This is a genomic window from Micromonospora sp. WMMD734 (assembly GCF_049178975.1).
Taxonomy (GTDB): Bacteria; Actinomycetota; Actinomycetes; order Mycobacteriales; family Micromonosporaceae; genus Micromonospora; species Micromonospora wenchangensis.
Window position 1 is genome coordinate 520,306 of record NZ_JBMHMK010000001.1, and the last position, 14,907, is coordinate 535,212.

A 14,907-nucleotide genomic window follows, 5' to 3' on the forward strand; every position below is an offset into this window, starting at 1 on the left:
CGGTTGCCGCCAGCCCGCCGTTTCGATGTCGTCGTGCTCAGCCGGAGCCGGAGGTCCCCACCATGGCCGAAAAGACCTACCAGGTCATCGTACGCGGCAGGTTCGCGCCGCTCGGTGACGTGCAGCGTGCCGCGCTGCTCGCCAGGGCGGACGAGCACGATGTGTTCCAGGCGAAGTTCACCGAAGAGGGCACCGTGACCTATGAGCGTTCCCTGCTCGGGTTCACCTTCCGCTGCCTGGTCCCGGCCACCCGGGAGGAGGCGGAAGCGGTGGTGATCGGTAGGGCGGAAGCGCTGGCCGCCACCGCCGTCGCGGAACTCGGTGCCGGCCACCGGGACCTCACGTCGGTCTCCACCGACCTCGACGACATCAAGATCCGCCACCGCGCACGGTCGTAACGGCCGGCCAGCCCTCAACGGCGTCGCCACGCGGCGAGCTGCTGTCTCCTTCGTGGAGAGTTGTTGTCGCCCTGGGCGCAACAAGTCTCCACAAACCTGGGCTGGTTGTCGGCGTGGGCTCCGGCGACCCCACCAAGGAGCAGATTGCCGACCGCCGGGGGTGGCAGAGGTGCGCGTCTCGTACGCTCCAGCAGGGCGGGCGGTTACTCCGGGGTGTCGTCCTCGGTGGGGCGCGGCGGCCGGTGCTTCGTGATCCACTCTTCGACGTCCACGGCCAGCCACACCTTCATGCCGCGTAGCTCCTGGTAGGGGCGCGGGAAGGTGGGATGCCGGGTGAGCTGCTGGAACCGCTGCCGCGAGACACCCATCCGCTGGGCGATCTCGTAGGGACCCATCAGCAGCACCGGGTCACGACTCATGTTGCCAAGCGTAGTGATTCGCTGACTTTCCGATCGGCTATTGCCAGCTGACTAAACCTCCACCGAGGACCGTGTCGGTATGTCACGACGGGTGTCCTACCACGAGTATCTGCTCGCCACGGCGATGACGTTGGCGCGGCGGCACCGGCCGGCGTGGTCGTGGCGGCGGTGGCGGTTCGTCTGCCGGTGCGGCAACGAGCTGCCCTGCCGCTACCGGCACCGCATCCCGATCAACCAGCGGCACTGGCCGAGCCAGGACGGGCCGCGATGATCGAGCTACGGTCCGGGGTGCTGGTCCAGGTGACGCGGAAGGCGAGCCCGCAATTCGTCAGGCCGATCCTGTTCCGCCTGATCCGGGTCCGCACCGAGTGGATCACGTACGACGGGTGGGCCTGGCTCGACGGTTACCAGATCGACGCCAAGGGCGACGCGGTGGCCCGCCGCTCGATCTACGTCCAACCCGCCGGACTCCTGCCACCCGAACCAGCGCCGACCCGCCAGCCCGTCCCCGCCTCCCGCGCCGCTACCTCCCGGCGCGCTCCTCCGACCCGACCGCACGCCCGCGCCATCCTGGGTGACAAGGCTGTCGACGAGCTTCCGTGATCATCTCTCCGTATCGGGGAGAGGTTGGTTCACATCGGTTCCGGCAGCCGCACGGTACAACTCGTCAAGGGTGCGTCTGGCTGCCTGACGGCGTTCCTCGAACGCCGCCGGTTCCGCAGCCGCAAGCTCGTCGAAGTAGCGGACACCTTCGGTGGTCAAGGCAATGACCTCGTCGGTCACGGTGCCAGCCATGAGTCCGACGTATCCGACGTTCAGCAGCGATGTTGCGAGGTCGGGGAGGTGGGTGTCGCGGTTGGTGGTGGTGAGTTCTTGGTACAGGTTGACGGCTTCGTGGCTGGTGGTGAGTGCGTCGGTGTGTCGTCCGGCCTGGGCGAGTCGGACCGCGTGGTTGTTGAGTGACGCGGCGAGGTTGGGGAGGTGGGTGTCGCGGTTGGTGGTGGTGAGTTCTTGGTAGAGGTTGACGGCTTCGTGGCTGGTGGTGAGTGCGTCGGTGTGTCGTCCGGCCTGGGCGAGTTGGAGCGCGTGGTTGTTGAGTGACGCGGCGAGGTCGGGGAGGTGGGTGTCGCGGTTGGTGGTGGTGAGTTCTTGGTAGAGGTTGACGGCTTCGTGGCTGGTGGTGAGTGCGTCGGTGTGTCGTCCGGCCTGGGCGAGTTGGAGCGCGTGGTTGTTGAGTGACATGGCGAGGTCGGGGAGGTGGGTGTCGCGGTTGGTGGTGGTGAGTTCTTGGTAGAGGTTGACGGCTTCGTGGCTGGTGGTGAGTGCGTCGGTGTGTCGTCCGGCTTCGGCGAGTCGGAGCGCGTGGTTGTTAAGCGATGAGGCGAGGTTGGGGAGGTGGGTGTCGCGGTTGGTGGTGGTGAGTTCTTGGTAGAGGTTGACGGCTTCGTGGCTGGTGGTGAGTGCGTCGGTGTGTCGTCCGGCCTGGGCGAGTCGGACCGCGTGGTTGATGAGTGACATGGCGAGGTGGGGAAGGTGGGCGTCGCGGTCGGTGGTGGTGAGTTCGCGTCGGAGGTTGACGACTTCGTGGCTGGTGGTGAGAGCTTCGATTCGTCGCCCGATTTCGGCCAGGCGGATGGAGTGCGCGCTCATCCAGCGGGCCTGAACGTCGGGCGGGGTGTCCGGGGTAAGACCAGCGACGATGCGGCTCGTCAGCGCCAGTGCCAGCCGCCCCAACTCCATCGACGGATACGGCACGAGGCGCGCGACCCGCCGTGCCCACCCGAGATCGATCTCCGCGTCCGCCAGCAGCCGCACCGCCCCCGGCGTGAACACCCCCGGGAACTGCACCCCGACCTGGATCACCGCCTCGACCATCCGGGGCACGTCCGCCGCCAACGCCACCTCGATCAGCGCCGCCGCGTCGGCCTGGTGCGTCCTCGCCCGGCCGAGCATCGTCAACGCGCGTATCGCCTGCGCCACCGTCAGGCCAGTGAACACCCGCCTCCGGTCGGCCGCCGGGTAGTCCCGCAGCACCCGCACCGCAAGCGCCTCCGCCAGCAGGTCGGGCTGCACCACGCCGAGCCCGGTGCCGTCGGCGGCCGGATACAGGTCGGCCAGCCACGCCGCGTACCGGTCCACCCGCTCCGGCTCGGCGGCCACCAGCGCGGGGACCCGCCGGACCAGGCCGGCCACCTCGTCCGGGCCGTCCGCGCCGAGCAGCGCCGCCACCCCGACCACCTGCCGCAGCAGCGCGTCCGACGCCGGGTCGTCGGCGGTCAGCAGGCCCGCCCGCCGGGCCGCGAACCGCCAGTAGCGGGCCTCGTGCCCCAACACCTCGGTCAGCACGTCGTACCGGCCGTGCCGGGGTTTCCCGTCCAGGACGGTCAGCAGCGCCTCGGCGTGCAACCGCAGCACCGGCGTGTCCGCCGGGCGGTTCCGCGCCTCGACCGCCGGCACCGGCCGGGTCAGGTGGGCGGCGAAGTCCCGCGCCGCGAGGGCGACGATCTCGCCGGGTTCGCTCTCCTCGATCCGGGCCGGCAGCTCCACCACCTGCGACCGGCCGGTCACCGCATCGAGCAACTGCGCCTGCTGCGGGTACGCCGCCGACAGCGTCTCCCACCACAGCCCGGCACCCCGGGCGATGAGCAGCACCCGTACCCGTACCCCGGTGGCCCGCTGCGCCGCGCAGACCAGCGCCGCCACCCCGGCCCGGTCCCGCGTCTCGGCGTAGTCGACCACCACGAGCAACCGCGACGGTACGCCGCCCGAGGTAATCAGGGCGGCCGTCTGCTCCTCGGCCCCGGCGTGGATCCACTCGCACCGCCAACCGGACAGCCGGCCGGCGAACTCCCGGGCCAACCGGGTCTTGCCCACCCCGCCCGCGCCGGTCAGCAGCCGTACCGCCACCGCGTCGGGGTCGGCCGCCCAGGACTCCAACTGGCGCAGCACCCAGCCGCGACCGAGGAAGTCGACCACCTCCCGGCTCGGGTGCAGCAGCCAGGCCACCGACTCCGGCAACTCGGCCGACGTCACGCCGCGCAGCGCGTCCTCGCCGCGCCGCCGGGCCTCCCGCTTCGCCGCCAGCCGGTCGGCCACCGTCGGCCCGAAGCCCCCGACCACCCCGGCGGCGGCAGCGGAAACGACGGTCCATCCGGTCTTGTCATCGGCGACGGCCGCCCACGCACCGAACCCGGCGACCACGCCCGGGATGCCCACCCACCACGCATGCCGACGCCAGGCATTCCGGTCCATGCGCGACACCCTACCGAGGGTCACCAACAGGACACGAAACGATCTTCACGGGGGTCGGGCTGGTCCGCTGCCAGGTCGATATCTGGAATCGAGAAGCATCGATTGACAGAAGTTTGTCCGATCGGGACACTCGATGAAACATAACCGTGCGTGCAAGGCGTGGCGCTGCCGTTCCGGGAGGACCAGATGAGGCTCGTACACCGGCGGCCCCTGCTCGCGGGAGCGCTCGCCGCCGCCACCCTGGTCGGCGTCGTCGGGGTCGCCTCGGCTGCCTCTGCCGCCACCGGCTGCCGGGTGACCTACACGGTCACCAGCCAGTGGAGCGGCGGCTTCGGGGCCAACGTCGCGGTCACCAACCTCGGCGACCCGATCAACGGCTGGCAGCTCACCTGGTCGTTCACCGCCGGTCAGCAGGTCACCCAGTACTGGAACGGCACCGTCAGCCAGAACGGCGGCCGGGTCACCGTCGGCAACACCACCTGGAACGCCGCGCTCGGCACCGGGGCGAGCGCGTCGTTCGGGTTCAACGGCTCGTGGAACAACGCCAGCAACCCGGCGCCTACCGACTTCGCGCTCAACGGCACCCCCTGCACCGGCAGCACCACCCCCACGACACCGACCACGCCCACCCCGGGCACCCCGCCACCGACCACGCCGCCGCCCACCCCGACCACCCCACCGCCGACCACACCGGCACCCACCACCCCACCGCCGACCACACCGGCACCCACCACCCCACCGCCACCCACCCCGAGCACCACCCCGAGCGGCGCGGAGGCGACCATCGTGCCCGACCCGTCCTGGACCTGCGGCCGGTCCACCGGCCTCGTGCCGCCCACGCGCGGCCGGCTGGTGTTCCGGGCCACCGCCCAACTCGGCGCGATCCGCGACGTCGGCGTCACCCAGTACGGCCACCGCCGCATCCTCGACATCCGGGGCGGCACCATCACCGGGGACCGGATCAACGGCACCATCCTCACCGGCGGCCTCGACCTCGAACTCACCCTCGGCACCGGCGCGACCGAACTGGAACAGGTCGCCATCCTGCGCACCTCCGACGGCACCCCGATCTACCTGCGCAGCTGCGGGGTCGCCCCGGCCGGCGACGCCACCGTACGGATCGTGCCCGACTTCGAGGCCCCGAACTCCAGCGCGTACGCCTGGTTGAACACCGGCAGCTACGTCGGCACCCGGACCGTCGACACCGCGACCAACACGCTGAACCTGGCCGTCTACGACGTCGCCGGGGTGTCCCCGGCCGACCCGCGCGTGCAACTGCGTGACCCGGCCGGGACGGCCAACCAGCCGTGGGACTGCCTGACCGGCAGCGGCACCCGGGGCGCGGCGGTCTTCACCGAGACCGTCACGCTCGGGGCCAGCGTGTCGGTCGGGGCCAGCAAGCGCGGCACCCGCAACATCATCCCCATCACCGGCGGTACCGTGACCGGCCGGGTGACCGGGACCGTCCTGCCCGGCGGGGCGGACTACCAGCTCATCGGCGCGACCAGCACGCTCGACGCCCGCTATGTGCTGTCCACCAACGACCGGGAACTGATCCTGGTCCGCAACTGCGGGGCGTTCGGCCGGCTGGTGCCGACGTTCGAGGCCCGCGCCGCCGGCCCGTACGCCTTCCTCAACGCCAACACCTGGCTGAGTTCCGACCCGGGTTCCGCCCCGGGCGGCGTGAGCATCACCTTCTACGAACGCCGGTGACGTGGGGGAGGGGGCCCGCCCTCCGCCCGGTGCCCGGCCCCGCCCCACGGTCCCGATGCGGCGGGGCCGGGTCGCGTCCGGCTCCGGCCGGTCAGCCGGACAGCGCCAACCAGGCCACCTCGTCGGCGCAGCCCCAGGACAGGGTCACCCCGGCGCCCCCGTGGCCGTACGCGTGCACCAGCCGCTGCCCCGGGGCCGGCCCGGCCTGCACCGCCACCCGCGGCCCGCCGTGCCGGGCCGGCCGCAACCCGACCCGCACCCCGAGGACGGGGGCGTCGGCCAACTCCGGCACCAGCGCCACACACCGGGCCCGGATCGCCGCCGCGGTGTCCGGATCGGGCCCGGTGTCCCGGGCGTCCGGCTCGGAGGTGCCGCCGAGCACCACGTCATGCCGGCGCGGATGCACGTAGGTGATGCCTGCCGGATTCCCCTCGTCGCGCACCGAGGTGGTCAGGCCCGGGTTCGCCACCAGCACCAGCCGCCCGCGTACCGGGTGCACCGCCGGGTCGTCGGCGAGCCGGCCGGCGGCCAGGCCGGTGGCGTTGACCACCGTGGGGGCCAGCGCGAAGCCGTCGTCGAGCCGCTCCAGCCGGCCGGCCACGACCCGCCCGCCGGCCGCCGTGAACCGGTCGACCAGCCAGTCCAGGTACGGCGACATCTCCACCGTCGGCGCGGTGAACCGCAACTCGGTCGCGTACGGCCCGGAGCCGGGGTGGGCGGTGAGGTCACCGACCGCCGCCGCCCACCACGGCGGGCCGTGCCACGGGCGGCGCAGCAGCATCCGGGTCGGCCGGGCCACCACCCCGGGCACTCCCGCGTCGGCCTGCCGGCCCAGTTCCGCGTACGTCCCGGTGGCCCAGCGCAGCACCCGGGGGTCCGCGTCGGTGTGGCTGGGGTACCAGACGGCGGCGGCGACCGCCGACACCGTGTCCCCGGGCGGGTCGGCGGTCAGCAGCGTCACCCGTACGCCGTGCTCCCGTAGCCGCACCGCCGCCGTCAACCCGATGATCCCGCCCCCCACCACCAATACGTCCGTGCCCATCGTCGACCTCCCGTCGGTGCCGCCCGCAGTTCGGGACGACCGGACCTGGATCGTCTCCCCGACCCGACAGTCCGGTCCAAGACGGAATCGGCGGCCGGCGATAAGCGCCGCTTATGCTCCCGGAATGGGGCCACCACCGACCACCGACCTGCGCCGGTGGCGGTACTTCGTGGTGCTCGCCGACGAACTGCACTTCACCCGGGCCGCCGCCCGGCTGAGGATCGCCCAACCGGCGCTCAGCCAGCAGATCCGCGCCCTCGAACGGCAGCTCGGGGTGGCCCTGCTGCACCGGGACAGTCACGGCTGCACGCTGACCGGGGTGGGCGTGCAGGTGGCCGGTGAGGCCCGTCGCCTGCTCGCCGACGTGGACGCCGCCACCGCCCGCATCCGTGACCTGGTCGGCGGGCGTGGCGGTCGGCTGCGGCTGGCGTACACCAGGTCGGCCCGGGGTGGCCGGGTCGACGCGCTGGTGGCCCGGTTCCGGGCGGCGCACCCCGAGGTGGAGGTGGTGCCCGAGACCGGGTGGACGGCGCCGAACGTGACCGGGCTGCTCACCGGCCGGCTCGACGTCGCCTTCGTCCGTCCGCCGCTGCCGGAGGCGGGGCTGACCTGCCGTACCGTCGACCGGGAGGAACTGCTGCTGGCGGTGCCGGCGGGGCATCCGCTGGCGGTCGGCCGGGCCCGGGTGCGCCGGGCCGAGGTGGCCGGTCTGCCCGCGGTGATGTGGCCCCGCGAGAACGGCCCCGGCATGTTCGACCGCACCATCGCCCAGGTCTGGCCCGACGGCGGGTTCCACCTGGTCCGTCAGGAACCCGACGACGAACAGTTGCTGCGCGCGGTGGCCGGCGGCGACGTGGTCGCGGCCGTCCCGGCCGGCCGGGCCCGTGCCCTCAAGGTCCCGGGGGTACGCCTGCGGCGGTTCGCCGCCCCGGTGCCGACGGTCGACGTGGCCCTGGCCTGGCGGACCGACACCACCGACCCGGCGGTCCGTCGGCTCGTCGACCTGCTCGCCACCTGCTGATCCGTCGGGCGTCGTCGGCCCGCCGATCCGGCGGGGTTCCGACCCGTTCGACGGCGCAGTTTCGCCGCCATTGCCCGACGAACCCGGCGTACTCGGACGGATATCCGACAATGGGCCGCCCCGCCGCCTTTCCCGGTGAATATGAATCGCCGAGCGCATTCGCAGCGAGTAATGTGCTGCCTCCCACGGCCCGTACGAACCGCAGTGTTCGTGGAATCGTCCCACCCCGCTCATGGATCATTCGGCCGTGTCCATGGAATCGTCCCGCCGTTTCGGCAGGTGACGCTGTAGTCGAGGAGCCCTGACGTGTCCGACATGGACAGCGCCCCGCAGCGCGGACCCGACCCCGCCCCGCCGGTCACCCCGGCCGCGCCCTCCACCGCACCGCCCGTCGCCGCCCCGCCCGCCGACGATGCCGGGGACCGGTTCGCCCACCGCCCGCCCGGCTACCCGAGCGCCCTGGTCTGGCTGCGCGCCGGCATCGTGCGGGACTGGCGGGGCGTGCTCGGCGCCTTCATCGCCACCTGGTTCTACGTACCGTTGGCGCTGGTGGCGGCGGTCTGGGGCGGCCTCGCCCTCGGCCTGTACGGGCTGGTCGCCGGGGGCACCCGGTCCGACGAGGCGGTGCCGGCGCTGCTCCGGGACGCGCCGCTGGTCGGGCCGCTGCTGGAGGCCTTCGCGGCGCAGTCCGGCGGGGTGATCGGCGGGTTCGCCGGGTTCGCGCTCGGTGCCCTGGTCGGCTTCCTGGCCATCCTGGTGCTGCCCTGGCGCAACGCCGTCGACGAACCGGCCAACCTGTTCACCGGCCTGGTCGGGATGGTGGTCGCCGCCGCCCTGGTCGGGGTGCTCTACACCGTCGGGCGGGTACTGCTGGAACCGTGGCTGCTGGGGGTCTCCGGGGCGCGTCGGCTCAGCCGCCGGGAGGCCGAACGGCTGCGTCCGCTGCTGAGCGACTGCGCGGCCCGGCTCGGCCTGCCCGGTGAGCCCCGGCTGCTGATCGAGGACGACCCGGTGCTCACCAACGCCCGCGCGTACGCCAGGCACGTCGTGGTGAGCACCGCCGTGCTCGACTGCACCGACGAGGAGATCGCCGCGCTGCTCAGCCACGAACTGGTGCACTGGCGCACCGGCGACGAGGTGACCAGCGCCTTCATCCGGGGTGTCGGCCTGCCGTTGGTGCTGGTGCACGCGTTGCCGGCCTGGCTGATGCGCCGGTTCCCGCATCCGGCCACCGACTTCGTGGTGTTCCTGTTCTTCTGGCCGGTGCTGCTCACCATGCGCTACCTGGTCGTGCCCTGCCACCGTCGGGACGCCCGGGCCGCCGAGTACCGGGCCGACGCCGGCGCGGTGCTCGCCGGACACCGGGAGGGGCTGCGGTCCATGCTGGAGCGTCGGCGCTCCTTCGAGACCGGCCGCAGCGGCTGGGACGAGGCGGTCTGCGCCACCCACCCCCCGTCCGAGCTGCGCCTGGACCGGCTGGACCGGCCCGTCCCCGACCCGATGACCGACCGCGCGGCCACCGCCCGTGGCCTCGACGAGCTGTTCGGCGGTACGACGACCACGGCGGTCGGCACCCGCCGCGCCCTGCTGCTGGTCGGCGCGCTGGTGCTGGTGAGCTGCCTGGGCGGCGGGCTGACGGCGGCCCAGTGGGCGTTCTTCCGCCCGCAGGCGGCCGTCAGTGACTACTTCGGGGCACTGGCCGACCACGACGGCCGGGAGGCGCTCGAACGGCTCACCCCCGACGTGCGGGCGGAGCTCGGCGACAGCGGGCAGCTCGCCCGAATGGTGGCGGCGAAGGACTACCGCCCACCCACCGACGTGTCCGTGACGGGTGTGGAACGCGACGGCGACGAGGCGGTCGCCACGGTCGCCTACACCCTCGCCGGGGAGAAACTGACAGCCGAAGTGCCGTTGCGCCGCGACGACCAGGCCACGCTCGGGCTGTTCCACGGCTGGCACATCGACGCGGCCCCGGCGACCCTGCCCGGCGGTCCGGCCCCGCTGACCCTCAACGGGGTGCCCGTACCCGCCGGTGAGGACGGGCTGGCGGTGGCGGTGCCGCTGCTGCCCGGGGCGTACACGGTCGCGGGGGAGAGCAACCCGCTCAGCGAGACGCCGGCCCGGGTGCTCTACGTCGTACCCGGGCAGCAGAGCGTGAGCGGCGCGGAGCTGACGCCCACCCTGCGGCCCGAGGCGCACGCGGCGGCGGAACGCAGCGTACGGTCCTACCTGGACGGTTGCGCGGCGCAGGCGGTGGCCGTCCCGCAGGGGTGCCCGTTCCGCTACTACACCGGCGGCTCGACGGTGAAGAAGATCGCCTGGAAGATCACCCGGTACCCGACGATCGAGCTGACCCTGACCGGCCCGACCACCGCCCGCGTCTCCACCTCGTACGAGGCGCAGGGGTCGGCGCAGGCCACCGGCAGCACGGTCGGCTACTTCGGGACCACCCCGTTCACCGAGAACGAGACGTTCGGGGTCAGCGGGGTGCTGTCGGTGGTCGACGGCACGCTGACCTTCCAACCCGGTGACGACTGATCCGCCCGTCGGCCGGACCGCACCGTGGGCGAACGACCGAGAGGAAGACCGAGATGACCGCGCCCCGTTCCACCGCACCGGCCCGGCTGGTGCTGGCCCCGCGTACCGCGCCCGCCGGCCGTCGCCAGCCGGGGCCGGGCGTCGGCCCGCAGCGGACGACGCTGCTGGCCTGGCTGCACCGCGACCCGCACTACCGGGCCCTGGTTCGTGACGCGGGAGCGGCCGGCGGGGCCGGTGGCCGGGCCGGCTTCAGCGACGCGGTGATCATCGCGGTGGTCGCCCAGGGGCTGCTGCCCGGCCTGTTCAACCTGGTGCAGAGCTGGGTGGACCAGCAGCGGACCGAGGTCAGCATCCGGCTCCAGGTCGGCGACTCCGAGGTGGAGATCCAGGTCAACGGGCGCACCGACGCGGCGAAGCTGTTCGACGAGGCACAGCGGGCCCTGCGTCGGGACGACCCCGGCAACGAGATCACCCCCGCCACCTGACTGACCCCGACGAACCCTCGCGCTCCCGGGTGGGTCGCTCTCCGGTGCCCGGGCGCGGCGGGGGTCAGGTGTACTTCTCGCATAGCGGCTTATGCCTGTCCGTCATATTGATGACGGACAGGCATAAGCCTCGTTCGGCCTACTGCTGTCCGGCGCGACACGCCGGGTGCGTACGGCCGCCGCCGCGACCGGCACCCGCTCACCGTCGCCACGGGTGCGGGGTGGGCAGGTCAGGCGGCCTTGGCCAGGGCGTCGTACTCGTCGTCGGTGAGCTGCACCTCGGCGGCGGCCACGTTCTCCTCCAGGTGACCGACCGAGGACGTACCCGGGATGGGCAGCATGACCGGCGAGCGGCGCAACAGCCAGGCGAGCGCGAGCTGCGCGGGCGTCGCGTCGTGGCCGGTGGAGATGGCGTCCAGCGGGCCGCCCGGCTTGGCCAGGTTGCCGGTGGCGATCGGGAACCACGGGATGAACGCCAGGTCGTTGCGCTCGCAGTACTCCAGGACGTCCTCGGCGCTGCGGTCGGCCAGATTGTAGAGGTTCTGTACCGACACGATCGGGGTGATCTGCCGGGCCGCCTCGATCTGCGCGACGGTCACCTCGGACAGCCCGATGTGCCGGATCTTGCCCTCCTCCTTGAGCAGGGCCAGCTCGCCGAGCTGGTCCTCCAGCGGCACCTTCGCGTCGATCCGGTGCAGCTGGTAGAGGCCGATGGACTCCAGGCCCAGGTGCCGCAGGCTCAGCTCACACTGCTGGCGCAGGTACTCCGGCCGCCCCACCGGCCGCCAGTCGCCTGGCCCGGAGCGGGTCAGGCCGGCCTTCGTCGCGATGACCAGGTCGTCGGCGTACGGGTGCAGCGCCTCCCTGATCAGCAGCTCCGAGACGAACGGCCCGTACGAGTCGGCGGTGTCGATGAACGTGACGCCCAGCTCGTAGGCCCGGCGCAGCACCCGGACCGCCTCGGCCGGGTCCTTCGGGTCGCCCCACACCCCCGGCCCGGTGATCTGCATGGCCCCGTAGCCGAGCCGGTCGACCTGGAGGTCGCCGCCGATCCGGTAGGTGCCTGACGCCTTCGCGGGCTGACTGGTGGAACCCATGTGCCGTACCCCGATCCTGTTCGTAGTCGTCGGTGGCAAATCTAGCCACCCGTCCCGACGGCTTTCCCGAAGATCGCGGCCGGCAACACCCCCGGGCCGAATGTGGGCACCGACACTCAGCCGGCGTGCCGGATGATCACCAGCGCCTGGTCGTCGTCGGAGCCGGAGAGCTTGGTCAGCAGGGTGTCCGCGATGACCTCCACGGGCTGGTCCCGCACCGGCACGAGCACCTCGTGCAGGGCCGTCACCCCGGCGTCGTACGCCTGGTCGCGCCGCTCCACCAGCCCGTCGGTGTACGCCACCAGCAGGTCACCCGGGCCGAACGCCACGGTGGTCACCGGCACCGGGTCGCGGACCAGCCCGAGCGGCAGCGAATGCCCCGTCCAGACCATCTCCGGCGGCCGACCCGCCGGCAGCAGCACCGGATGCGGATGCCCCACCCGGGCGACCTGCGCCCGCCCGGCCACCGGATCGACCACCATCGCCAGGCAGGTGCCGAGGAACCCGACCCCGAGCAGCCCGGTCAGCCGGGGGAACACCTCGGCCAGCGGAACCCCGGAGCGGATCAGCGTGTTCACCACCGTCCGTAGCTGCGCCATGTCGGCCGCCGCCTCGACCTGGTGGCCCACCACGTCCCCGACGACCACGGCCAGCCGGCCGTCGTCCAGGTCGACCAGGTCGTACCAGTCGCCGCCCAGGTGCAGGCCGCTCATCGCCGGCTGGTAGCGGGTCGCCAGCTCCAGGCCGGGCGGCCCGATCGTCGCCGAGGTGCGCAGCCGGCCCGCCAGCCGGGTCACCAGGTTGTGCTCGGCGGCGGCCAGCCGGACCCGCTCCAGGGTCTGTTCACACAGGTCGGCGACGGTGTCCAGCAGGGCCAGGTCGTCGTCGTGCAGCGCCCGTTCCCGGGGCCAGCCGAACCCCAGCGCGGCGATGGGCCGCCGGGAGGCGTCCAGCAGCGGCAGCACGACGGTGGTCACCATCCCGTACTCGCCCGCCGGGTCGGGCAGGCCGGGATGCCGGGCGGCGAACTCGGCCCGGTTACGCAGGATGATCCGTTCCCCGGTGCGCAGCGCGCGGGCGATCGGCCGGGGATCGTCGATGGTCAGGTCGTCGAACGTGGCGACCAGCCCGCTGGGCAGCTCCGCGTGCCACAGTCGGACCCGTCGGCCCTCGTCGCGCATCGCCAGTCCGGGTAGCGCCGCGCCGAGTGCCATCGGGGCGGCGTCCAGGATCACCTCGATCGTCTCCCCGGTGGAGCGGGTGACGCTGAGCCGGGCGGCGAACTCCGCCATCGCCCGCGCCGACGCGGTCAGCTCGGCCCGCCGCAGCGCCTGGCTGCACAGGCCCGCCACCGCGTCGAGCAGGATGCGGCGGGCCGCCTCGTCGGCGGTCGGGGTGTCCCAGCGCACCTCCAGCGCCCCGAGCACGGTGCCGGTGCCGTCGCGCAGCGGCAGGCAGAGCCCGTCCGGCAGCGGCACGGTCGTCTCCTCGCGTACCGCGCGGGCCAGCGGTTCGTCGTCGGTGACCATCAGTTCGACGGTGCCCGCGGCGTCGGTCACCGTCAGCTCCCAGGCACCCGCGGTGGCCGCCGCGACCCGGACCCGGTCCGCGCCGACCAGCCCCGGGGTGACCGTGCCGACCACGTCCAGCACCGCGTCCCGGCTGCCGGCGGCGCTGAGCGCCCCGGCGAGCCGGGCCAGCCCCTCGGCCTGACGCAACGCGTGTCGCCGGTCCCCGTCGGCGTCCCCCGGGGGCGCGGGTGCGCCGCCGGGTACGGCGGCGACGGTGGTGAGGACGCCCTGCGGGTGGCCGGCGGCGTCGACCACCGGACCCGACGAGAAGACCGTCCCCGTCCCGTCGTCGCCGTGCCGGCAGGTGACCCGGGTGGCGGTCAGCACCCCGGTCAGCGCGGCCACCGCCTCGGGCCAGACCGCCGAGGCGGGCCGGCCCAGCGCCCGCGTGCCGGCCGGGCCCAGCAGGGCCAGGTAGCCGTCGTTGGCGAGCAGCACCAGCTCCGGCCCCCACCAGAGCGCGGCCGGCGTCGGGCTGTGCAGGCAGACGACCAGGGCGGTACGCAGGCTGGGTGGCCAGTCCGCCAGCGGCCCGAGCGGGGTGCCGGCCCAGTCGTGCCCGACGATCCGGCGGCCGGCCCGGCCGGCGTGGGAGAGCAGCTCGCGCCAGCGGGAGTCGTCCGGCGGCCGGGGGGCGTCGGCGGAGCGAGTCATGTCGGGACCTCCGCTCTGCGGATCGAGCGCCTTCCCCATCAGTCGGACCGTACCAGCGTCGGCTGACCGGCACGTCTACCGATCTGTCGGGGTCTGCCGACCGAAAGGGCGTCGGTGCCGCCTGCCGTGCCCGGTCCACCCCGGGGACGGGCCCGTCCGGCCCGGAGTTGTCCCGACCGGGGGTCAGGGGCGTCCCCACCGTGGGACGCTGGCCGGGTCCGGGGGACACCACCGGCGCGGTGTGGCGCCGACGCGGGGGAGGGGACGCGATGACGGGTACGCCGCAGCTGGACTTCGCACTCGACACGTACGAGTGCATCGTGCTCTATCCGGGCCCGGCCGGTCGGGTGCTGCCGAAGGAGACCGTGCAGCGCCTCCAGGCCGAGCACACCGCGCACATGCGGGCCCTGCAACGACGGGGTGTGGTGCTGGTGGCCGGCTCGATCGACGGCCCGGCCCGGGAGCCCGCCCCGCCGATCGGCATCGGGCTGGCCCGCACCGGTTCGGTCGAGGACGTACGCAGCGTGATGGAGGCGGACCCGGCGGTGCAGGCCGGCCTCTACATGGTCGACGTGCTGACCTTCCTCTGCCCGGCGGGCTCACTGGAGTTTCCGCTGGTCAAGACCGACAGCTGACCGCCGGGGCGGCGGGTGTGGCGCGGTGGTGACCGACGGTGGCGGCGTCGGTGCACGAGAGCACGGGAGCGCGCAGACGCCG

Annotated in this window: 13 protein-coding genes; 8 read left to right on the forward strand and 5 right to left on the reverse strand. The window is 73.4% G+C overall.

The window, feature by feature from the left end; genetic code table 11:
- The first annotated feature begins 62 nt into the window (after window positions 1-62).
- Entirely contained in the window at window positions 63-398 is a 336-nt protein-coding gene (locus ACN267_RS02370) for a DUF6204 family protein (protein ID WP_421487811.1), read from the forward strand.
- Between the two features lie 203 nt (window positions 399-601).
- Here ACN267_RS02370 and ACN267_RS02375 read toward each other — a convergent pair whose 3' ends face one another.
- The gene (locus ACN267_RS02375; protein WP_231932565.1) at window positions 602-817 is read right to left on the reverse strand and encodes a helix-turn-helix transcriptional regulator; all 216 of its coding nucleotides are present in this window, start codon (window positions 815-817) and stop codon (window positions 602-604) included.
- Between the two features lie 79 nt (window positions 818-896).
- On the opposite strand from ACN267_RS02375, the gene ACN267_RS02380 reads away from it, so the two are divergent.
- Window positions 897-1,088 carry a hypothetical protein gene (locus ACN267_RS02380; RefSeq protein WP_084261485.1) on the forward strand — a complete coding sequence of 64 codons (192 nt, stop codon included), beginning with the start codon at window positions 897-899 and terminating at the stop codon, window positions 1,086-1,088.
- The gene (locus ACN267_RS02385) at window positions 1,085-1,420 is read left to right on the forward strand and encodes a hypothetical protein (protein WP_421487812.1); all 336 of its coding nucleotides are present in this window, start codon (window positions 1,085-1,087) and stop codon (window positions 1,418-1,420) included. Before ACN267_RS02380 ends, ACN267_RS02385 begins: the two co-directional genes overlap by 4 nt.
- Here ACN267_RS02385 and ACN267_RS02390 read toward each other — a convergent pair whose 3' ends face one another.
- Entirely contained in the window at window positions 1,421-4,069 is a 2,649-nt protein-coding gene (locus tag ACN267_RS02390; protein WP_421487813.1) for a hypothetical protein, read from the reverse strand.
- A 186-nt stretch (window positions 4,070-4,255) separates the two neighbouring features.
- Here ACN267_RS02390 and ACN267_RS02395 point away from each other — a divergent pair, with 186 nt between their 5' ends.
- Window positions 4,256-5,782: a DUF3237 family protein gene (locus tag ACN267_RS02395; RefSeq protein ID WP_421487814.1), complete on the forward strand. Its 1,527-nt coding sequence runs from the start codon at window positions 4,256-4,258 to the stop codon at window positions 5,780-5,782.
- A 91-nt stretch (window positions 5,783-5,873) separates the two neighbouring features.
- Here ACN267_RS02395 and ACN267_RS02400 read toward each other — a convergent pair whose 3' ends face one another.
- The gene (locus ACN267_RS02400; protein ID WP_421487815.1) at window positions 5,874-6,824 is read right to left on the reverse strand and encodes an FAD-dependent oxidoreductase; all 951 of its coding nucleotides are present in this window, start codon (window positions 6,822-6,824) and stop codon (window positions 5,874-5,876) included.
- 124 nt (window positions 6,825-6,948) lie between these two features.
- Between ACN267_RS02400 and ACN267_RS02405 the strand changes: the two genes are divergently transcribed.
- The 3 genes from ACN267_RS02405 (at window position 6,949) to ACN267_RS02415 (ending at window position 10,868) form a co-directional block, all read left to right on the forward strand.
- Window positions 6,949-7,845, forward strand: a complete 897-nt coding sequence (locus tag ACN267_RS02405) for a LysR family transcriptional regulator (protein WP_239485514.1) — start codon at window positions 6,949-6,951, stop codon at window positions 7,843-7,845.
- Window positions 7,846-8,160: 315 nt separating this feature from the next.
- Complete coding sequence (locus ACN267_RS02410; protein ID WP_421490375.1) at window positions 8,161-10,383, forward strand: M48 family metalloprotease; 2,223 nt, start codon at window positions 8,161-8,163, stop codon at window positions 10,381-10,383.
- A 53-nt stretch (window positions 10,384-10,436) separates the two neighbouring features.
- Window positions 10,437-10,868: an effector-associated constant component EACC1 gene (locus ACN267_RS02415; protein WP_204959206.1), complete on the forward strand. Its 432-nt coding sequence runs from the start codon at window positions 10,437-10,439 to the stop codon at window positions 10,866-10,868.
- 230 nt (window positions 10,869-11,098) lie between these two features.
- On the opposite strand, the gene ACN267_RS02420 is transcribed toward ACN267_RS02415, so the two are convergent.
- Together ACN267_RS02420 and ACN267_RS02425 are read right to left on the reverse strand one after the other, a co-directional pair.
- Window positions 11,099-11,965: an aldo/keto reductase gene (locus ACN267_RS02420; protein ID WP_204959205.1), complete on the reverse strand. Its 867-nt coding sequence runs from the start codon at window positions 11,963-11,965 to the stop codon at window positions 11,099-11,101.
- A 116-nt stretch (window positions 11,966-12,081) separates the two neighbouring features.
- On the reverse strand, window positions 12,082-14,190 hold the full coding sequence (locus tag ACN267_RS02425) for a SpoIIE family protein phosphatase (protein ID WP_421487816.1): 2,109 nt from the start codon (window positions 14,188-14,190) through the stop codon (window positions 12,082-12,084).
- A gap of 269 nt (window positions 14,191-14,459) precedes the next feature.
- On the opposite strand from ACN267_RS02425, the gene ACN267_RS02430 reads away from it, so the two are divergent.
- Window positions 14,460-14,825, forward strand: a complete 366-nt coding sequence (locus ACN267_RS02430) for a YciI family protein (RefSeq protein WP_204959203.1) — start codon at window positions 14,460-14,462, stop codon at window positions 14,823-14,825.
- The last annotated feature ends 82 nt before the right edge of the window (window positions 14,826-14,907 follow it).